Raw genomic sequence first — 20,390 nt, 5'->3', positions numbered from 1 at the left:
CAATACACTGGCAGCACTTACTCAATACACTGGTCTTATTTAAGCTTCCAGCTAGACGAGAGGATAGAAGATATCCCCGATGGGTTAAGCCAAAACCATCTAAGTATCCCCATAAAAAGAAAAATGCCAGTCAGCTTAACTGACTGGCATTAGCCGATATCGGCCCTTTTTGATTTGTAAAATTGCTTATTAAGTATTTACGCTTACTGCCTGTAGTGACTCGCTTTGGTAGCATCCTAAAATACGTACATATTGGGTGTGCTCTTTAAGTTCTTCTAGCGCTTCTTTTACTTGGCTTTCAGCTAAGTTTGCTTCTAGGTCAACATAAAAAACTTCTTCCCACGGATTGCCTGGAGTTGGGCGAGATTCAAGTTTTACTAAATTAATCTTATGCTGCTTAAAAATCATTAACGCATCGGCTAATGAGCCCGCTTGTTGTTTTGTCGACATGATCAAACTTGTTTTAGTTGGAATTTGGTTAGACACTTGTAGAGGCTTACGAGCAACAACAATAAAGCGGCTATGGTTTTCGCTTTGATTAGCTAGGTTTGATTTAATAACCTCAAGCCCTACGTTTTTCCCCGCTTGTGCAGAGCCAATTGCAGCACTGTATGGTGTGTTCAGAGCTGATTGTAGCGCGCTTGATGTTGAGTCACATGTTTCGTGTTGTAAATCACCTAAGCCCTGTAAAAAACGGCTGCACTGCGCAAATGGTTGTGGGTGTGCAAATATTTTTGTTAGTTGGCTAAGTTCAGTATCAGGATTGGCGAGTAAGCAATGCTCTACACTGTGAGTTACTTCTCCAACAATAGATACTTGCGCGTGCTGTAATAAGTCAAACACCTCGTTAATACTGCCAGAGCTTGTGTTTTCAATGGGTAATAAACCAAAATCAGCTTGTCCGTTCTCTACTTTACCTGTTATTTCGTCAAACGACGTACAGCCAATTTCAACTAATTTACCCGGGCGGCGGCTAAAGTATTTATGGCATGCTAGTTGGCTATAAGAACCCTGACCACCTAAGTAAGTTACACGGTGTGTTTCACTAAGGGCATCTGGATTCAGGTTTTTTTGTAGCATTGCTTGTTGGTGTAAAACAGAGTCTTCCAAAATAGTTTGAAAAACATTATTCACGTAGTAAGCATCTAAACCTAGTGATTTACCATAACCAATCAGTTTCTCTAAAAGTGCGAGTTCACGTGCTTCATCGCGAATTGGCTTGTTGTTAGCAATTTTATACTCAACCACACCGTGGCTAATACGACGACGTTTAGCTAATAACACGAGTAAATCGGAGTCTATTTCATTTATATCGTGTCTTAGTGCATTTAATACATCATTTGTCATTTTGGTATCCTCATTCCAAAAGTAGGCTGTTATTACACAGCAAAAACAAAAAAGCCTCCCGGTTGGGAGGCTTTACTATTCGATTGATTTTATCTCACAAACAGGGAAGCCTCTTCTATATAAAGAAGCTAAAAAACGAAAAAAAAGTGCGAGAGATAAATATGTTCATGCAGTTAATGTATGGAGAGTTGCTACCAATGTCAATAAAGATCTAAATAAGCTTAGAGTACTATTTATTTCCCTATATTAGTTTTTATAGAAAGTTTACAAATAATTTATAAATATGAATGCGGATCTGGTATATTTCGTTAACTGGTTCAAATAATAACAATTATTAATAATTAAGGTTGACCCGTGGTTTACAGACGCCCTCCATCGCGTTTTGGATTGAATTCTTTAAGTGTAAAACTATCGCTACTCATATCCGCTATTTGCTTAATAGCTGGGGTATGTGCGGCTGCCTTAATGCTTAAATCTGAAGAGAAACAACTCGTTTTTGAAGAACACGAAGTTTTAAAAAGCTCGACAGACTTATTAGTGAAGCAATTTAATGAGCGCATTAAAACAAAAGTAAATATTGCTCAACAAGCTAATAACGTAGTAACACAACAACTTTTTCAACCCAATTCACCAATTAATTTAAGCAATAAATCACAGTTACAATTTAATAGTGACGGTACGATTCGCAGTGCCTCGGCTGATGGATTATCTGCCGCATTTTTACCACAGCAAAATTACTCTCCTTTTTATAAACGCCTATTTAATGATTCTGAGATGCTGTGGCGTATAATTTCTCCTACACTGGTACACGACTTTTTTAACTTTTATTTAATAACAGATGATGATTTTATTCGTGTTTCTCCTCCAAATTGGGCATTAAACGCACCTGCCGACTTTAGAGCAACGAATGGCTCAACTTATAAATCGATTAAAAGCACGCTTGAAACAGTAAGAGAGCCTGCATGGTCAAAAGTCTATTACGATACAGTATGGCGCAAATGGGTTATTAGCTTACTAGTGCCAGTTTATGTCGATAATGAGTTTTTAGGTGTAACGGGGAGCGATATTTCCCTCAACAAACTTATTTCGTTTTTACCTGTTGGTGATAAAGAAAAACACCTACTTGTGTTTGATAGTAAAGGGCAATTGTTAGCACACCCAGATCTAAATCCGACCTTACTAGCCGACTATGGTAGTGATAATAAAGCACTCGCTACTAATGAATTTGTAAACCCAGCGCTGCAGTCGATTATTGACGATGTAATTGCGGTGAAGTTACCTGAATACGCAAATTCGTTTGAAAAAAATGACGAAGCTCATATTATCAATATTCGTAAGATTGATGACTTAGATTGGTACATAGGGGTATATAAAAAGCGTTCATCGACGTTATCTGCATTACAAGATTTAAAACTGAAGTTTTTTGGTCTCTTTATTTTATACGCAATATTAGTTGCCTTATTGCTGCATCAAGCGCTTTATCAACTAGTCCTTCGCCGTTTACATACTTTGGTTTATGCAGTTACAAGTTTTGGCAAAGGTCAATTAACTATAGAATTCCCACCAGAAAACAAAGATGAAATTGGCACGCTTAATGGCTCATTTAGAGACATGACGGTAGAAATTCGCAAACTTATCGATGGCTTAAACCAGAGAATTACAGAAAAAGAAATTGCTGAAAAAGCAGCTAACCGTTTATCTAAAGCGGTAGCATTCTCGGGCACTGGTGTTGTGATCACCGATGAGAATTTTGTAATTGAATACGTAAATCCAAAAATGCTCGAAATGACAGGCTACCCAGAAAGTCATTTTAATAGAGCACCATTACTTAATATTATTGCCTCAGAAATGTCTATTTTAGTTGAAGATATAGACATAGATTTACGCAGCCGTAATTACTGGCGCGGTGATACATTAATTCAAGGCTTGAATAAAGAGCCAATTTGGGTGTCTTTAAGTGTTTCGCCAATTCGTGAAGAGGGCGGTGAAATAACCAGCTATGTAGCATCTGCACAAGATATTTCGTTTGTAAAAGAAAGCCAGCGTAAAATGGAGCAGCTTGCTTACTTTGACACCCTTACGGGCCTTGCCAACAGAACGTTTTTTAGAATGCAATTGCGTAAATCAATGGCATTAGCAGAACGTGGGCACTATGCATTTGCATTGTTTTACTTTGATTTAGACGAATTTAAACGTATTAACGATACATTAGGTCACGATGCCGGCGATCAATTATTAATTGAAGTGGCAAACAGACTTAAAAAACGTTTACGAGCCGAGGACACCATAGCGCGCTTAGGTGGTGATGAATTTGCAGTATTACTCAGTGGTATAGAAAGCCAAGCTCACGCGACTGATGTTGCCAATACAATTCAAAAAACACTGAATGTGCCTATAAAACTAGGTAGTAATGAAGTTATTGTGAGCGCGAGTATTGGTATTACAATGGCTCCGTACGATAGCCTAGAAGAAGATCAGTTATTAAAACATGCTGACTTAGCTATGTATGAGGCAAAAGCAAAAGGGCGTAATACATTCCATTTTTATAGCCAAGAATTGAACGCAGCTGCTAATGAGCGTTTATTTATTGAAAATGAGCTACGTATAGGACTAAAAGAAAAACAGTTTGTAGTTTACTACCAACCTCAAGTTGATAGTCGTACTCATCAGGTCATTGGCTATGAAGCGTTATTAAGATGGTTCCACCCAACTGAAGGCGCAATCCCTCCAGATAAATTTATTCCTATTGCAGAAGCGACAGGCCTTATAGTTGAATTAGGCGAATGGGTGCTTCAAGAGTCTTGTGATTTTGCCGTAAGATTAACAAAGCAAGGCTTAGAAAATAATATATCGATAAACTTATCGGCTCGCCAGTTCAAAGACTCAAGCTTAGTCTCAACACTGAGTAAAATGATAATTAGGACGGGTGTTTCGGCTAAGCGCCTTCACTTAGAGCTGACTGAAAGTATGCTAATGGGAAATGTAGAAGCTGCAATTACACAACTCCACGAGCTTAAAGCCTTAGGTATATCTATTTCTATTGATGATTTTGGTACTGGCTATTCGTCACTCAGTTACTTAAAACGATTCCCGGTTGATATATTGAAAATTGACCGTTCATTTGTAAAAGATATCCCTGAGGATACAAATGATATGGAAATTACTGCCGCTATTATTGCCATGGCGCAAAAGTTAAAGCTAGACGTGGTCGCAGAAGGGGTTGAGACAATAGAGCAGATGCAGTTTTTACAAAATAATAATTGTTTCATTGTACAAGGCTATTATTTTAGTAAACCAATTGCTGAGCACGAACTACCAAAATTGTATGAAAGGTTAAATGAACTCTCAAATAGCGAAGTAAGTAGTTAATAAAATTGCGGGTTAACCACCCGCAATTTTAACTTTAAATTTTAACGCTTCTAAAATGGCTTTTAGTTTATCGCGGTCATCACCTTGCACTTCAATAATGCCTTCTTTTACTGCGCCGCCTTGGCCCATTTTGCTTTTTATAGTTTTAGCTAACTTTTTTAAATCATGATCTTTTGGATCAATGCCTACAACTAACATTACGCCTTTGCCTTTACGTCCTTTTGTTTGACGCTCAATGCGAATAAAACCATCTTTAAAAAGCTTAGCTTCTAACTCTTTTTCTGGTTTTGGCTGGTCAATGCGCCCCGTACTTGTTGAATATACTAAGTGACTATCACTCATACCTTACCTTTATGGATAAAAATTAATTAAATATTGGCGTAAATGATAGCAAATTTGAAGTTGTGTGTTTTTCTTTTTGCTAAATACTTTTAACAGGTTATATTTAGTTCAAAGGAAATATTATTGGAGTTTAATATGAGTTTAACTAAGAATGAATCAGTCGATGGCACTACATTAACAATACAAATCAAAGGTAAATTTGACTTTAATTTAGTGCAATCTTTTCGCCAAGCTTATGCCCAAATGAGCGAAAAAACAGTAAAGGTTATTATCGATTTAAGAGAGACTGACTACATGGATAGCTCAGCACTTGGCATGTTACTTAACATGAAAAAAACAATTGATAGCCAAGTGAAAACTATCGAAATAAGCAATTGCCAACCACAGCTTAGAAAAATTCTACAAATTTCACGTTTTGATAAAAAGTTTGATATTAGCTAATGATACATGTGTTAATTGTAGATGATCAGGCGCTCAATCGCATTTTACTAAGTAAAATGCTTGAGCAAGAGGGTTATAAAATATCAGTGGCTTATAACGGGCTAGATGCAATTAATGTACTTAAAAGAGAGCAAATAGACGTTGTTTTACTTGATGTTTTAATGCCTGTAATGGATGGTTTTGAAGCTGCTGAAAAAATAAAGCAGCAGTATAGTGAAGTTTACTTACCGATTATTTTTATAACCTCCTTAGAAGATCAAGCAAGTTTTGAGCGCTGCCTCGAAGTGGGTGGCGATGACTTTATTCATAAACCATTTGAAAAAGTTATTCTGCATGCAAAAATTAAAGCACATATTCGCACCAGAGAGCTGAGTAAAAAAGCAAACCAACAAAAGAAATTGCTTGAATATCATCATAATCAAATTGAACGTGAACACGAAATAATTGAGCATATTTTTAATAACTCATTAGAAAACCAAGGTAAGTTTAAAGAGTATTTAGATTTTAATTTATCACCGGCCTCTATGTTTAACGGCGATATGTTTTTAGTAGCGCAAAGCCCAATCGGTAATTTGTATTGCATGTTGGGAGATTTTACGGGTCACGGCCTTGCAGCAGCTATTGGTGCATTACCAACTTCTCGTGTTTTTTATACTATGGTACAAAAAGGCATGGCGGTTAACGATATTGCCTGTGAGCTAAATACACTACTGTACAACCTACTACCTGGGCATATGTTTTGTGCTGCAACCATTATAGAGCTTAGTGCATCAGGTAAAAGTGTTTCTGCATGGATGGGCGGCTTACCCGATGCCTACCTAATAGATAAAGACGGTAATGTAAAACAAACATTAGAATCACAGCATATGGCGCTAGGGATTTTAGATGAACAAGAATTTGAATATGAAGTTATTCATTTTGAAACAAATAGTAATACTCGCCTTGTATTAGCGACCGACGGAATTATAGAAACAGCAAACAAAAAAGATATATTTTTTGGGGAAGAACGTTTTTTGCAAACCTTAAAAAGTAAGTCGATGATTAGTAGTGAAGATATAGTTGCTAACGTTACTGAGTTTGCAGATGGTACTAAACAACAAGACGATTTAAGCATTGTTTTACTAAACTGCCTGCCTTTAGTTCCTGAGGAGCAAGAGCGAGAAGCATTTTCTACTTTAGCTTTTAATTTATCTTTGAGTTTAAACTCAGAACAAATAAAAAAAACAGACCCCGTTTACGACGTCGTTAATATTTTGAGCAGTGTTGAGGGGTTAAATACTCATCGTTCTAATATATTTTTACTGTTGTCTGAGGCTTATAACAATGCGCTTGACCATGGTGTATTAGGACTTAACTCAGAAATTAAAAAACAAGAAGATGGTTTTTTTCGATATTACGAATTAAGAGAAGCAGCTCTGGCTAAACTTACCGATGCCATGATTATTATTGATATGCGCTATTGCCCCGACACACTCAGTTTATATTTTATTATTTGTGATTCAGGCCGAGGGTTTAGTAGTAAGCAAGATGAGTTGTCAAAGGTTAATAATGAATTTGGCAGAGGCGTGTCTTTATTAGAAGAAATAGCCGAAAAAGTTACTTATAACGCCAGTGGTAACCAAGTTGAAATGTGCTACAAGTTGAGCTAGCTCTGTAAAAATATCCATGCTATTATTCTCGAAACTTTAGATGTATGGATGGCCAAATGATTTCTTCTTACCTAAAACAAGCACAATTAAGTGCTAATCCTACTTTGATTGCAACAGAGCTTGAAAAGCTTGATCTGCATCTTACAAACTCAACTTTACCTGATGTGCGTTGGGAGTATCAAATACCTGAGCTTGGCGAGGGCGGAGCGTGTAGTTTATTTGGTTACTTACAAGATGAGCCATTCAAATTAACTGACTATCTTAAAGGTGATGAGCAAACACAACTTAAGTTAGCTAATTTACAAAGTATTGTAAGCTACATCGAACAGCAAACAGGCGTTGATTGGTATGGTATTTATCAATCAACTAATACAAGTGAAGGTAAGCAACTGTTAAAATTAGCTTATCATGGTGCGCCTAGTCGCCCGTTGTTTCCTTTAACGCAAGCATTTGCAGCAGGGAGTAATAACGTACAAGTTGCGCTATCTCATCAAGGTCGCATTATTAATAACGTTGAAGCGTATTTATCACAAGGCGGTGAATACTACACATGCGATCCTAAAGTTAAGTCAGAAACTTGTTTACCTTTATTCAACGCAAAAAATGAATGTGTTGGTATTGTAGATGCAGAAGCCTTTAAAAATGATTTTTTTGATGAAAAGACGCTTGCCGTTTTAATTGCATGTTGTATTAAAATTCCTCACTTTCTAGCGTAAATAACGCTAGTCAATATGATGTGCTTTTATGTTAAGCTTAGCTTAACAGCTAACCCCTAAATAACGATAAGAGATAGCCAATGTTCTCAGTATTAAAACCATTACCAACAGATCCTATTCTTGGCCTTATGGCGGCCTATAAACAAGATACAAACCCTAATAAAATTGATTTAGGTGTAGGTGTCTACAAAGATGAGCAAGGCAATACACCGGTTCTTAAAGCGGTTAAAAAAGCTGAAGCGTTTCGTCTTGAAAACGAAATGAGCAAATCTTATATTGGTTTAGCGGGTAATTTAGATTACTGCCAAAAAATGGAGCAGTTACTATTAGGCGAGCATCAAGCATTGCTAGCAAATCGCGTACGTACTGCGCAAGCGCCAGGTGGTACGGGTGCACTTCGTGTTGCAGCTGAATTTATTAAGCGTTGTAATACAGACGCGACTGTTTGGGTAACTAACCCAACATGGGCTAACCACATTAGCTTGTTTGAAGCTGCAGGCTTAACAGTAAAAGAATACCCATATTACGATTACGAAAATAAAGATTTACTGTTTGATGAAATGATCAACACACTTAAACAAGTGCCTAAAGGCGATGTGGTTTTACTACATGCATGTTGTCATAACCCAAGCGGTATGGATTTAAGCGAAACACAGTGGAACACGGTTGCTGAACTTGCAAAAGAAGTTGGCTTTACACCACTTGTTGATATTGCATACCAAGGCTTTGGTGCTTCACTTGAAGAAGATGCACGCGGCTTACGTATTTTAGCTGATGCAGTAGAAGAGCTAATTATTTGTTCTTCATGTTCTAAAAACTTTGGCTTATACCGCGAGCGTATTGGTGCATGTTCACTAATTGCAAAAGACAGCGCAGCAGCTGATATTTCAAACTCTGTAATGCTAAGCGTTGTGCGTAGTATTTACTCAATGCCGCCAGCGCATGGTGCCGATATTGTTAATACTATTTTAAGCAGTACTGAGCTTACACAATTGTGGCACTCTGAGCTTGATGAAATGCGTAGCCGCATAAATGGCTTACGTAGCTTAATTAAAGAAAGCTTAGCAACGAAAGATATTGCGCAAGACTTCTCATTTATTGAGCGCCAAAACGGTATGTTTTCTTTCTTAGGTATTAACAAAGAGCAAATTGCTCGCCTACAAAAAGAGTACGGCATTTACATTGTTGGCTCTAGCCGCGTAAATGTTGCAGGTGTTAGTCATTCAAATATTGAATACTTTTCAAATGCTGTAGCTGACGTTTGTAAATAAACGCAGTTAATAAAAAAACCGCACATCATTAGTAATGATGTGCGGTTTTTTATTATCTAAATTTAAACAATCAGCAGCAACCTTTAACCGATAGCAGGAATAAGCCCCGCCATTTGCATAAACTGCGCAGCAATAATAGTGATGCCACATATAGCTGCTATACCAAGCCCAACATTCCCACTTTTAACTTGGTAACCTGTTTTATTTGATGTTGTACGCTGTTTATAAACCATTGCTACAGGCAAAAATATTGCCAGTACAACAAGTGCTATTGCTGCGTAACCTAAGGCCATAATAAAGCCCTGAGGATAAAACAATGCAAAGCCAAGTGGCGGAATAAACGTAATTAAAGCCGTTTTAATTCGGTCTGTTTTATTGTCACCCTTTTTAAATGCATCAGCAAAAAAATCAAATAACCCTAAGCTCACCCCTAAAAATGATGTCGCAAGTGCTAAATCAGCAAATAACTTAACGGCCGTTGCCACACTTGGGTTATGCGCAATACTAGCCACGCTAGATACAAACCCATTAAGACCTTCGCTGTTGAGTAAATCAGTTTGACTCATAATACCTTGGCTAAGTAGTTGCCAAAAAATATAAATAACTAAAGGTAGGGCGGCTCCAGCAATCATTACTTTGCGCAGTACTTTTATTTCTACACCAACATATTTAACAATAGAAGGGATAGAGCCATGAAAACCAAACGAAGTAAATATAACCGGTATAGCCGAAAGGATTAATCCTTGCTCTACGGGCATCTCTAATAAGTGCTTACCTTGTACATAAGGGGTAAGCATGTAAAACAAACTAGCTAATACAATAATTTTTATTGTAAATAACACTCTATTTAGTTTATCTACCTTGCTAGTGCCTAGTGTTACCACACTTGCAATAATAACAGCGAGGATCACAGAGCCAAACTGTGGGGCTATATCTACATCAAAGCCTATATTTATACGCGCTTGAAGTTGTGCACCACCACCTGCAATATAAGCAGCGCATAAAGCATAAAATAAAAAAATCATCGAAAAATTCGCGATGTATTGTCCGCGCTTTCCAAGCCATAATTTAGCCAATGTATTTAATGTTGCATCGCGTGGTGCATATTGGTGTAGCTCTAACATGAGTAGTGCGGTGTAGGTCATTAGTAACCAGCTAGCAATTATTAATGCAAGTGCAGTACTAAACCCAAGCCCGGCAGATGCAATTGGCAATGCCAACATACCCGCACCAATAGTGGTGCCTGCAACAATTAACATGCTTCCAGTTGTTTTATTTTTAAGCACTTAATTACCTTAATTATTATTAATATTGATGCACCATATAACTAGTTACTCAAATCTCAAATAGTTTTGTAATAAAAGAGCATTATTAAAATGTAACTTACAATTTACAACTGTATTTATTAAGGGCTTTAGTGTTTAAAAAGTACTAAAACACAGTAGTGAGCGTATAATTTATTCTTTGTTTTATTCATTCATATAAAGCGTAAGGGTGGCACGTGCCAGTTAGAGTATCGTATTTTTTAATGGTTCTTATATGGTCTACTACACCACTGGGTATAGTGTGGAGTAGTGAAACAGTATCGCCAACGCTTGCTGTATTAATGCGTATGCTGGTGGGGTTGTTTTTAGGTGGTTTAATTGTTGCCATAACAAACATTAGAGTACCTTGGAGCAAAAATGCGTGCTTACTTTATTTTTATTCGAGTATAGGTATTTTTGGCGGTATGTTGTTGAGCTATATGGCAGCTAAAACAGTCCCTTCGGGTATTATTTCGCTTATGTTTGGCCTTGCACCTATTTTGTCGGGGTTACTTGCTCAGCAGTTATTAAATGAACCTAAATTTAGCCCGATTAAATTAGTTGCGTTAGCGTGCGCCTTAATTGGCTTATATTTTGTTAGTTATAACCAAGTACAAAACTCGCAAACTCAAGGACTTGGGTTGCTTTATGTGTTTATGGCTGTCTGCTTTTTTAGTTTAAGTGGTGTGATGATCAAGCGTGTGCAGATTGCGATTCATCCTATGGCAACAACATTTGGTGCCTTAGTTTTTGTAACCCCACTCTTTTTTATTGCTTGGTGGTTATTAGATGGTGAGTTGCATATACAAAACTGGAGTGCAAAATCATTGTGGGCTATTGGTTATCTAGGAATATTTGGATCTTTAGTAGGGGCTTTGGCGTATTTTCATGTGCTGCAAAACCTTAATGCAAGCACGGTATCACTTACTACACTTATAACTCCTAGCTTTGCGTTAGGCTTGGGAGCTTGGCTAAATAATGAGTCATTAAGCCAAGAGTTAATAATTGGTGCGGTTATTATTTTAATTAGTCTGGGCTTTTTTCAATTTGGTGATAAGTTTTTAAAACGCAGTAAAGTAAGCGCAAATTAGCTTTACTACATTTTTTCTATTTGAATAATTAAACGACGGTTTTTGTCTCGGCTTAAAATGTTATCGTTATTATCAACAAAGCGTTTTTCGCCCAAACCGGTTGTTTGTACTTTGGCTTCATCAACACCCAAGCTCACCATATAATCTTTTATAGTTTTGGCGCGCTTGCGCGATAAATCTAAGTTATTCCAGCGTCCGCCATAGCTATCAGTGTATGAGTCAATACTAATGGACTCTATGCTTGCATCATTTTTTAAATACTCAGCAATTTTATCAAGACGTTGTTGCGACGATTTAGTTAATTTACTGCTGTTAGATTGATAGTTCATTACAGTAAACGAAATATCTTCAAAGCTGTAAGGGAGTAGTTCATCGCGGCACTGTAAAAAAGCCCAGTAAGCTTGTTTAAAGTTTACGCTCGATATACCAACGGCAATTTTATCGGCACTGTTTTGCCAGTCTTGATAATAAAAAGTAGGGTAGTAGCCTTTTTCAAGCTCGGTAAGCATTTCCCATGCGGTTTTATTGCCTAGCTCGCCATCAAACTTTTTAAGTAATTTCATGTTTGCAATATCGCGAGCGGGCAATCCTGCACGCCATGTAGGTGGCACTGCTTTTAAACCTGCAATTGCGTAGTTATCTGGGCGTACAACCATATCTAAATTAAACGTTAAGTTTTTATTTTTACTTGCTGAAGCTTTAAAAATAGCTTCACCGTAATAAGGAACCTCATGATTTAATTGGCATTGTAAGCGCGTTGTTTTAACGACTTCCCAGTTGGAGTTGTCTTGGGTTGCTGTATATTGGCGCATAGCAGCTTGCGAGTGAGTACTGCAAAGCACTGCACTTATACTAAGGCTAATAAATAACAACTTATACTTCATGGTGCTCTCCAGCTATCCGGGAATGCCAATAATTTGGCAAATTAACGACTGCAATGATTAGTTTGTTCTCTATATAACTAACTCATAAGTTAAAGCAAGTTATGTGCCTACAATTTTAAAGCAATAAATACTTAAATCCCCTAGCCTAGGGGGCATCAATTTTGACATAATAGTCAGCTTACACGTATAAACAAAGAAGACTATGGCAAATACTGAGCAAACACCTTTCGCAAAACGCTTTCGTGGATTTTTTCCTGTTGTTATTGATGTTGAAACTGCAGGTTTTAACAAAGAAACAGACGCCTTACTAGAAATAGCAGCCTCTGTTTTAAAAATGGATGACGAAGGATTGCTCAGCATAGATCATACTGTTCATTTTCATGTTCAGCCATTCGAAGGCGCTAATATAGAACAAGCCGCCATCGACTTTAATGGTATAGACCCGTTTTCACCATTACGTGGCGCAGTACCTGAAGATGAAGTAATTAAAGAAATATGTAAAGTAGTACGCAAAGCGCAAAAGGCTGCTGGGTGCCAACGCTCAGTTATTGTGGCGCATAATGCCGCATTCGATCATGGCTTTTTAAATGCAGCAATAGAGCGTAATAACATTAAGCGTACGCCATTTCACCCGTTTGTAAGCTTCGATACAACGTCTTTAGCAGGTTTAGCGTTAGGGCAAACTGTATTAGCAAAAGCATGTAGAGCGGCTGGTATCGAGTTTGATAACAGCCAAGCGCATTCAGCGCTTTACGACACAGAACGTACAGCTGAGCTTTATTGTTTAATAGTAAACCGCTGGCAGCAATTAGGTGGTTGGCCATTAGCGCCGCTAGATGATTGCGACGCTGAAACTGAAACTGAAACTGAAACAAAAAATGACGAAGACGCTAAAACGTCTGAGTAATTTTACCCTCAGTTAGCTTAACTAGGTGGGGCGGGTAAATACGCGAAAATTGTTTAGAATCTTTCGCTATTTTAAGCTCCACACCAGGGTGCATTAATTCGTTTACTTTTAAACGGCTACTGGCAAGTAATTGCGTTATTTTTTGCTTAATAAGTAGTTTTTGACGATTAATATGGGCAGAGCGTATTTTTATATGTTGTTCATTTTCAGTTATCTTATTCATGAATTGCTGGCGCTGAGCTGCCCCCGCAATTTTACTCGCTTTTTCACGAGCTTGTTGTAAAGCCGCTACTTTGGTTGCAAGTACTTTTTCAAAATCGGTTATTTGTGTTTGCTTTTGGCGAAGCTCAAACCAGAGCTGTGCTAAAAATACGCGCGTTTTAGTACCGGCTGGCGCGCCTAGTTCACCTGTTTCAATGCGCATAGCATCTAAAATATTACCGCCAATAATTTTACCTCGCGGGTCATTTGCTTTGCCTACACGTATTAATCGCCTAGCACTCAAATCACAATGCAGAGTTTGGCGTTCAATAAATAAATCTTGTTCGGATTTAATGTTGCAGTACTGGGCATAACCAATCGAAATAGTTCGCTGAGCGGTTATACAGCACGTAAATGCTTCCTCGCCTTCACGTTTTCGGCCAATTGCGCCAAGCATAATGGTTACCGCACTTTTACTTTCAACAGTTCCTGATTCTACAAAACCAAGTACCGTAATATCACCATTGGCTTTTACACGCATGCCGTCTTTAATATCGCCAGTAATAATTACGCTACCATCAAAATCAACATGGCCTGTACTTACATCTACGTTATCAAAGCATAAAACGTCATCTACACGCATACCACGGGGTAGGGCAACGGGCACACCTTTGCAGTCGGCAATAAGCATATTAGGATTATTAGGATCTACTTTTGTACCTTCGAAAGGCTGGAGTTGGTGATCTTTACCTGGTTTTGCACTAATTGAATCGCCAAATACCGTATAGCCTTCTTCTCCAGGGGTCGCTGCAATACGCTGCATTAAGGGAGTGCCAGGTTTTACGGTGATAATAGCGCCAAGGTTTTTCATATCAACCTTACCGCCTTCTTTAGCTTGTGGGCTGAGTACTCGGTCTTGAGCTGTTGAGCATAAACGCACAAATTTAGCATCGCTGCCTTCTTTTGGATTGCGCCCATGTGCAATTATGGCACTGTAAGAGCTTCCTGCTGGTTGCTCAAACTGCTGGCCTAAAAAGGTATCAAGCGCACGAGGACTTATTCCTTTTTTAACACCTGCATCAGCAAGTGCTTTTTGCGCGCCTTCCATAGACAAAAGTGCGCCACCTTTAGCGGTAGTTAATGTTGCTTCTGCGACCATATTTTTTTCATCAATATTAATGACAAGCGACGCATCTACAGCTTTAGCAACTACAAGCGATACTTCCTGATAATTTTTAGTTGGCGCAAAAAGCTTTCCAATATTGGCAATTACAACTTCGTACTCACTAAACTCAGATTGCTCTAGCATTTGCGTTAACTGAGTACTTGTAACAGGAAAACCACTATCAATAGGGTGACTTTCTAAAGAGACAAACCCTGTACTTTTATCAAATGAAAAAACCGACATTTATTAATTCCCTACTCTATGCCTGTTATTATTTTTATTTTTTACAACTAAAGGTTTAGAAATAGCAAAAACCTTAACTCCTCATTTGAACACAGGTTAAACACATTGTTAAGTAAATGTTTATATAGGCTTGCATAAACTAAATTTTGGTTACTTAACACGCGATTGGCACATACAATTAAAATAAAGCGTTACTAGGCCTTGAGTATCAGTACTTTACTCAGTTATACTGTTTGTACGCTCTGAATTGAGTTACTAATTCAGGGGCTGATTAGGATTCGACGGAATTCAAGAAGCCCAAGGTGCATGTCGAGGTGCGGTTTGCCTCGTTAAACAGCCGCAACCTAAAGTAATCGCAAACGACGATAACTACTCTCTAGCAGCTTAGGCTGGCTAGCGCTCCTTCCATGTATTCTTGTGGACTGGATTTTGGAGTGTCACCCTAACACCTGATCGCGACGGAAACCCTGGCCGGGGTTGAAGCGCTAAAACTAAGCGGCCTCGCCTTTATTTACCGTGTTTGTCCGGGACTTAAAGGTTAATTAAATGACAATACTAAACATGTAGTACCGACGGTCGAGGCTTTTCGGACGGGGGTTCAAATCCCCCCAGCTCCACCAATAAAGGTTTTTGAAATCGTTATTCGAAAACCATAAGAAACCCGCAAATTTGTTAATCCAAATTTGCGGGTTTTTTTATGGATGAGATTTGAGTTAATGTTTTACTATATAGCTCAGGCGTTTCAATATGGTTTAAATGACAGCTTAAAATTAGCTATCTTTGTAAGATATAAAATAACTTGATCGTCTGTTTGGTGCTATAAGCAGGTGTTGATGACCTTGATGTGTGAAGTCCAGATTTGACCCCATTCACTCATGGGAGAACAAATGATTGAACAAGTAAACGCTATGCTAAGCCACCATAGCAAAGTACATTTAATTCGTTTTGATCTCCGATTATATAAATACACCGATAAAAATGAGATTGTGAGCAAATTTAATCGTATTTTGTTCAAATGGTTAAAACGCAAATATGACCTTAAACGTATTGGCTTTATTTGGTGTCGTGAAATGGAAACCGCAACACAGCAACATTATCATTATGCGCTCATGTTAGATGGCCACAAATTACGCCATATCCTCACGATATATTTATTAAAGTGAAAGACGTATGGGAAACCAATTTACAAGGCTCTGAACACACCCCTAAGTGTTGTTATTATAATTTAAAGCGTGAGTGCGATAACTCTATTCAACAAGCTGTGTGGCGTATTTTATACTTAGCTAAAGCAAGGGGGAAAGGTTGCCGCCCACCGCAGACTAAAGATTATGGCACTAGTCGAATAAAGATCAAAAACGAATAAAATTCATAGTACTCTGTAAAAGACAATAAGTGACAAGCTACTTTACGATAATTAAATTTTTTCACCTGTTTTTCGTACAATAAAAAACGAAGTATAATTAAACAAAGCGTAACTATTGAGATTATTATGGCTAAAGGTTTTCATTTAAGGCATTTAAGGCATTTAAGGTATACCAGTGAGCTTTATAAATTACCCGCAAAAGCTTTTAAAAATTTATTAACCCTGATCTAGGCACATATCAACTTGATGGCGAAGGCATTACTACAAGCTTTAAACATTTTGAATTAAAGCAGTATATCGAAGGTATTAGATATGCCACATTTGAAAGAGAAAATGATAATCTTGAAATAGCTTTATTGACCTGTAGTAAGAGCGTAAGCACTAAACTTTACATAACCTGCCCATTCTGCCAAAACAAAAAACAACATCTATACATTTTTAAAAATGGCTTTGCGTGTCGAAATTGTTTAAATTTGAACTACGCTAGCCAAAGTGAAAGAAAGCAAGATAGGCTAGCCAGACGGATTAGGAAGCTTAGAAGCTCTATTTGGGGGAATTTAGTTAATGTTAACAATCTAACCGAATCGGCTCAATATTTCCCAAAACCAAAAAATAAACATTGGGTAAAATTTGAATATGATAAGGCTGTGTTACAGGAGCTTGAAAAAAGGTATTGGATACTGGCCGAGATACAAATAAGCAAATTACTTTCAATTTAAGCCCTCATTAATCATTTTTTGGGCTTATACTTACACACGATAGAATAAATATAGGGAAGCTATGAAATACATAGGGACATTTCTTACAATGATAGCGGCTGGTGTCTGCTTATTACTCTTAAATAAATATTATATTAACGCCACTGATGAGCGAACAGCAGAAGAAATATATTTAGATTCGTTAGTCGAACAGCAAAGAGTGAGTGAGTCCAATGACAAGCTTCAGGCAAACTTTAAATCTAATGGAACAAAGTTGTTTTGCGTCAAACATATTGAGAAGCACCACAGCATTAAGCTAGACGAGTATGAGGTTGTTCGACTGACACCTACTTTTGGAGCTATATCCTATAAGGTGAATAATAAAAGTTACCATGCTCAATGTACTATGGAGTCCACTTCAAACAAGGTTTTGAATTTTAAAACTGAGTTAAACTAAGATTAGAATAAATGATTTTGTGGAAGTACATTTATATAGTAGCAAAATCTTTATGTAACACATTAAGTAACACCTATGGCATTATAACTTTAATTAATTAAATATAAACATAGTCTTACGTTCTCAATTCAGATGACCCCAGCCCACCAATAAAGGTTTTTGAACTCGTTATTCGAAAACCATAAGAAACCCGCAAATTTGTTAATCCAAATTTGCGGGTTTTTTTATGGAATTTATAAAATAAAGTTTAAGAATGTCTTATAGCGCGTAGCTTCATTTTTATTGCAATCACAAACAGGCTAAATAACGACAGCATACTTATTAACAACGTTAGGTTAAGTATGGGGTTACTTGGCTCATCGGTGGTGACAGGAGAGTTGTTTGTAGTTTGCGAGTTTTGATGTTGCCTAATATAGCTTTGGCTGATCCAATCTACCGCGTTTATCCATTGTACTTTGGCGGGATCAGTATTGTTTAGCATCCCTATTGCGTGCTTATCGTTATCTAAGCTTTTTGAAAGTTGTATCAGTTGCTGCCAAAATTCATTTTTAGGGCCTAGGTCGTCTATTTCTTGTAGGTGCTGTTGTAATTTGTCACCCCCCATCGTTTTTATATCAGCTTGTCCTGTACTTTGCGCGTAGCTATTTATTAGCGATGAAAAGCGACTAAAGTATTCATTACTTTTTTGCTGTGTAGGGTTAGCTGTTCGCTCGTTTGTTACTTTTTGTGTTGGTTGATTTAGGCTATTTTGATCAATCAAATATTGTTTATAGTTTTGGTAACTTAAGTTGTTTGTAGTTGTGTTATTTGTAGTTGTGTTATTTAGAGTGCCAAAGTTGTTTTTAAGTGCATTAACACTGATCACTACGCCTACTAAGGTAATAATACAAAGTGCGCAATAGCAAAAGTACAATGCGCTTTTTAAAGTGTTACGCAGTAGTTTATATTTATTATAACTTTGCTTAATAGCTGCAGCTGTATTTGGGGCTTCGTCTGTATCTAGGCGTTCATTTTGTATTGAGATACTTTTGTCGTTAGTACTTTCACTAATGTGTTTATCTGTATTTTTACTGTGCTCAGTGAGTGCTATTTGATTATTTTGAGATTGAGAGATTACAGTAATGAGTTGAGGTTCTACTTTAGTAATCAAACCTAGCTTTTTAAGTGAGGATTCTGTTTTAACAGCATCAATACTCGATAAGTCTTTTTTTAAAGCGTAAGCTTTTCCATCAAATAACTGAACAACAATATTATGAGGAATATTAAGAAGTTGGCTGAGTTGTTCTTGGGCAGAGGTAAGGTCAGTATTTTGATATAACTGACCATTAAAAACAATTTTAAATGTAGCGCTCACGTTAGTACCTTGCTTGTGTAATTCCATTTTTGGAATTTTATTTTTATTATTTGATACACAAAGCTAACTTAACAGATAAAGGGTATGCTTTCTAATGATTTGCGATTAAAAAAGCCTTAACAAACAGCGTTAAGGCTTTGGCGTGTAGCTGTTACTTTATCGTTTAGCGAGTGATTTTACAGATTGCTTTTGATCACTTGCTGGTTGGGTTGCTTTGTCTATTAATGTTTCAAGTGGTTTATTTCGAACGCACATAAGTACTTTGTTCATTGCTTGGCATGTGCCTGTCGCTTTTCTATCATGGCTTGTGTAGCTGCAATCTTCATTAATGGCTTTTGCTTCACATGCTTCCCAAGGCGCATTTGAGCCGTGGCCTGCATGACTTAGCGCTGAGCATGAGGCAGCAATTAAAAAGCCAGTGGTTAGTGCTTTTATCACGTTAAATATTTTCATTAGTATCTCAGTTAATTGTTTGGCCAGAATGCGAGTTATCTTGCGGTAGCACCTTTAAAACAACCAATAAACATGTTTTCAGATACATCGGCTGCATGGTAGTGGTATCCGCGTGTATCGTCGGTGTGGCCTCTACATTCGTCTAAATCAGTGGGTTCTAATCCATCTTCGTTAAGCATGCCAAATATACCAAATCCATCGAGTGCATAACCCATCATGGCGGCATGACCGTCTGATTGAATTTGTGTTTGGCTACAACCTGCTTCACCGTGGTAGTGATAACCTGCTACTAAGTTAATATGGCCAGCGCAATCATCAAAGGCTGCAATAGTGTATGCGCCTAAAATAGCCTCAACAGGCGCGGGTGCAGCAAGTACAACACCATTGAGAGCAACACCTACATTGGCGTTACCAATACTGCTATTTTGAGTGGTTGCAACAGGCGTTATTGGAATTAAAAATGATTCTGATATACCGCCATCAACATAATCAATAGAGCATTCTACGCAGTGGTTTTGGTATTGTTCTTCTACGTTTGGACGTGCAGCGCCATCACACGATTCTTGTGTGTCGGTTACATTTACAAGGCCTGTACCTTCGTCGTATAGCTGCCAATGACTATCGTTATATAATGTAGGTAGATTTAAAATAAAGTCTCCGGTTATATCGTAAACCTCACCGGTGCCGTCAAACCAAATACCGGCTTCGTCAGCTGTTGAGGTGATATTTTGAGGGCAAAATACACCAATCTCGTAATTTGAAGGCGCACCGGCAATATCAATTTTGTAGCATGAGGCTTCATCGCCATTACTTAGCGTACATGTTTGAGTGGTAATTGATGAAATGAGCGCATCGCTTTCAAAGTTAAAAGGGTCGACTTCTACAACAAAATCGGTTGAAGTATCTGTTGTAGTTCCCTCATCGGTGGTTGTTTCAGTTACGACGGTACTTTCAGCATCGCTACCGTTACAGGCAGCTAAACCCAGTGCAAGTATACACACTGCAAGCGGTGTCAAAATTGGTGTGTTAATTCTTCTCATCAAAAATATCCGGTAATGAAGTTGAATGTATAATATTTGTTAAATGTGCAAACAAAGTGCAAAAACAACGCAACATAGTACATAGCACGAGATAG

17 protein-coding genes, 1 other RNA gene, 1 pseudogene and 1 other annotated feature are annotated in these 20,390 nt (G+C 37.7%); of the genes and pseudogenes, 11 read left to right on the top strand and 8 right to left on the bottom strand.

Translation table 11 applies throughout. The annotated features are described in order from the left end of the window. Nucleotides 1-143 (top strand): annotated as a pseudogene (locus tag I6F50_RS16360) (IS4 family transposase); the annotation flags it as partial. Between the two features lie 46 nt (nucleotides 144-189). Here I6F50_RS16360 and I6F50_RS16355 read toward each other — a convergent pair. Beyond that, on the bottom strand, nucleotides 190-1,347 hold the full coding sequence (locus tag I6F50_RS16355) for a chorismate mutase (protein WP_007581410.1): 1,158 nt from the start codon (nucleotides 1,345-1,347) through the stop codon (nucleotides 190-192). Between the two features lie 44 nt (nucleotides 1,348-1,391). Next, nucleotides 1,392-1,509, bottom strand: a sequence feature (Phe leader region). Nucleotides 1,510-1,701: 192 nt separating this feature from the next. Here I6F50_RS16355 and I6F50_RS16350 point away from each other — a divergent pair. Beyond that, nucleotides 1,702-4,716 carry an EAL domain-containing protein gene (locus tag I6F50_RS16350; RefSeq protein WP_197176740.1) on the top strand — a complete coding sequence of 1,005 codons (3,015 nt, stop codon included), beginning with the start codon at nucleotides 1,702-1,704 and terminating at the stop codon, nucleotides 4,714-4,716. Nucleotides 4,717-4,728: 12 nt separating this feature from the next. Here I6F50_RS16350 and I6F50_RS16345 read toward each other — a convergent pair whose 3' ends face one another. Continuing rightward, complete coding sequence (locus tag I6F50_RS16345; protein WP_007581414.1) at nucleotides 4,729-5,058, bottom strand: translation initiation factor; 330 nt, start codon at nucleotides 5,056-5,058, stop codon at nucleotides 4,729-4,731. Between the two features lie 135 nt (nucleotides 5,059-5,193). On the opposite strand from I6F50_RS16345, the gene I6F50_RS16340 reads away from it, so the two are divergent. The 4 genes from I6F50_RS16340 to I6F50_RS16325 all read left to right on the top strand — a co-directional run bounded on the left by I6F50_RS16340 (nucleotide 5,194) and on the right by I6F50_RS16325 (nucleotide 9,135). Further along, a complete protein-coding gene (locus I6F50_RS16340) occupies nucleotides 5,194-5,499 on the top strand; it encodes an STAS domain-containing protein (RefSeq protein ID WP_002962948.1) in 306 nt (101 codons plus the stop codon). Beyond that, nucleotides 5,499-7,148 (top strand): SpoIIE family protein phosphatase, encoded by a 1,650-nt coding sequence (locus I6F50_RS16335; RefSeq protein WP_197176739.1) that lies wholly within the window; start codon nucleotides 5,499-5,501, stop codon nucleotides 7,146-7,148. The genes I6F50_RS16340 and I6F50_RS16335 overlap by 1 nt, the downstream gene beginning before the upstream one ends. A 56-nt stretch (nucleotides 7,149-7,204) precedes the next feature. After that, nucleotides 7,205-7,864: a GAF domain-containing protein gene (locus I6F50_RS16330; protein WP_197142213.1), complete on the top strand. Its 660-nt coding sequence runs from the start codon at nucleotides 7,205-7,207 to the stop codon at nucleotides 7,862-7,864. Nucleotides 7,865-7,944: 80 nt separating this feature from the next. Further along, complete coding sequence (locus I6F50_RS16325; protein WP_197176738.1) at nucleotides 7,945-9,135, top strand: amino acid aminotransferase; 1,191 nt, start codon at nucleotides 7,945-7,947, stop codon at nucleotides 9,133-9,135. A gap of 83 nt (nucleotides 9,136-9,218) precedes the next feature. Here I6F50_RS16325 and tyrP read toward each other — a convergent pair whose 3' ends face one another. Next, nucleotides 9,219-10,421 carry a tyrosine transporter TyrP gene (tyrP, locus tag I6F50_RS16320; protein ID WP_166376787.1) on the bottom strand — a complete coding sequence of 401 codons (1,203 nt, stop codon included), beginning with the start codon at nucleotides 10,419-10,421 and terminating at the stop codon, nucleotides 9,219-9,221. A gap of 215 nt (nucleotides 10,422-10,636) precedes the next feature. Between tyrP and I6F50_RS16315 the strand changes: the two genes are divergently transcribed. Next, nucleotides 10,637-11,530, top strand: coding sequence for a DMT family transporter (locus I6F50_RS16315; RefSeq protein WP_197176737.1), 894 nt, complete (start codon nucleotides 10,637-10,639; stop codon nucleotides 11,528-11,530). Nucleotides 11,531-11,535: 5 nt separating this feature from the next. On the opposite strand, the gene I6F50_RS16310 is transcribed toward I6F50_RS16315, so the two are convergent. Then, nucleotides 11,536-12,414, bottom strand: coding sequence for an OmpA family protein (locus I6F50_RS16310; protein WP_010554639.1), 879 nt, complete (start codon nucleotides 12,412-12,414; stop codon nucleotides 11,536-11,538). A 202-nt stretch (nucleotides 12,415-12,616) separates the two neighbouring features. On the opposite strand from I6F50_RS16310, the gene rnt reads away from it, so the two are divergent. Further along, on the top strand, nucleotides 12,617-13,321 hold the full coding sequence (gene rnt, locus I6F50_RS16305) for a ribonuclease T (RefSeq protein ID WP_165729160.1): 705 nt from the start codon (nucleotides 12,617-12,619) through the stop codon (nucleotides 13,319-13,321). Here the strand turns inward: rnt and I6F50_RS16300 are convergent. Further along, the gene (locus I6F50_RS16300) at nucleotides 13,305-14,930 is read right to left on the bottom strand and encodes a DUF342 domain-containing protein (protein ID WP_197176736.1); all 1,626 of its coding nucleotides are present in this window, start codon (nucleotides 14,928-14,930) and stop codon (nucleotides 13,305-13,307) included. The two genes, rnt and I6F50_RS16300, sit on opposite strands and share 17 nt — an antisense overlap. Before the next feature lie 263 nt (nucleotides 14,931-15,193). Here I6F50_RS16300 and ssrA point away from each other — a divergent pair. The 3 genes from ssrA (at nucleotide 15,194) to I6F50_RS16285 (ending at nucleotide 17,448) form a co-directional block, all read left to right on the top strand. Further along, nucleotides 15,194-15,550, top strand: a transfer-messenger RNA (tmRNA) gene (ssrA, locus tag I6F50_RS16295). A 267-nt stretch (nucleotides 15,551-15,817) separates the two neighbouring features. Continuing rightward, nucleotides 15,818-16,093, top strand: coding sequence for an inovirus-type Gp2 protein (locus tag I6F50_RS20345; RefSeq protein ID WP_231611882.1), 276 nt, complete (start codon nucleotides 15,818-15,820; stop codon nucleotides 16,091-16,093). Between the two features lie 980 nt (nucleotides 16,094-17,073). After that, the gene (locus I6F50_RS16285) at nucleotides 17,074-17,448 is read left to right on the top strand and encodes a hypothetical protein (protein WP_197176735.1); all 375 of its coding nucleotides are present in this window, start codon (nucleotides 17,074-17,076) and stop codon (nucleotides 17,446-17,448) included. A gap of 247 nt (nucleotides 17,449-17,695) precedes the next feature. Here I6F50_RS16285 and I6F50_RS16280 read toward each other — a convergent pair whose 3' ends face one another. From I6F50_RS16280 to I6F50_RS16270, 3 genes are all read right to left on the bottom strand, one after another. Continuing rightward, nucleotides 17,696-18,802, bottom strand: coding sequence for a hypothetical protein (locus I6F50_RS16280; RefSeq protein WP_331458731.1), 1,107 nt, complete (start codon nucleotides 18,800-18,802; stop codon nucleotides 17,696-17,698). A 156-nt stretch (nucleotides 18,803-18,958) separates the two neighbouring features. Further along, entirely contained in the window at nucleotides 18,959-19,255 is a 297-nt protein-coding gene (locus tag I6F50_RS16275) for a hypothetical protein (protein WP_166419207.1), read from the bottom strand. Between the two features lie 35 nt (nucleotides 19,256-19,290). Then, a complete protein-coding gene (locus I6F50_RS16270) occupies nucleotides 19,291-20,295 on the bottom strand; it encodes a YHYH protein (RefSeq protein ID WP_166419206.1) in 1,005 nt (334 codons plus the stop codon). Between the last annotated feature and the right edge of the window lie 95 nt (nucleotides 20,296-20,390).

This window comes from Pseudoalteromonas sp. NZS127_1 (genome assembly GCF_015864295.1).
In the GTDB taxonomy this organism is placed as follows: Bacteria; Pseudomonadota; Gammaproteobacteria; order Enterobacterales; family Alteromonadaceae; genus Pseudoalteromonas; species Pseudoalteromonas arctica.
This window is presented reverse-complemented; position numbering and strand designations above follow the sequence as displayed.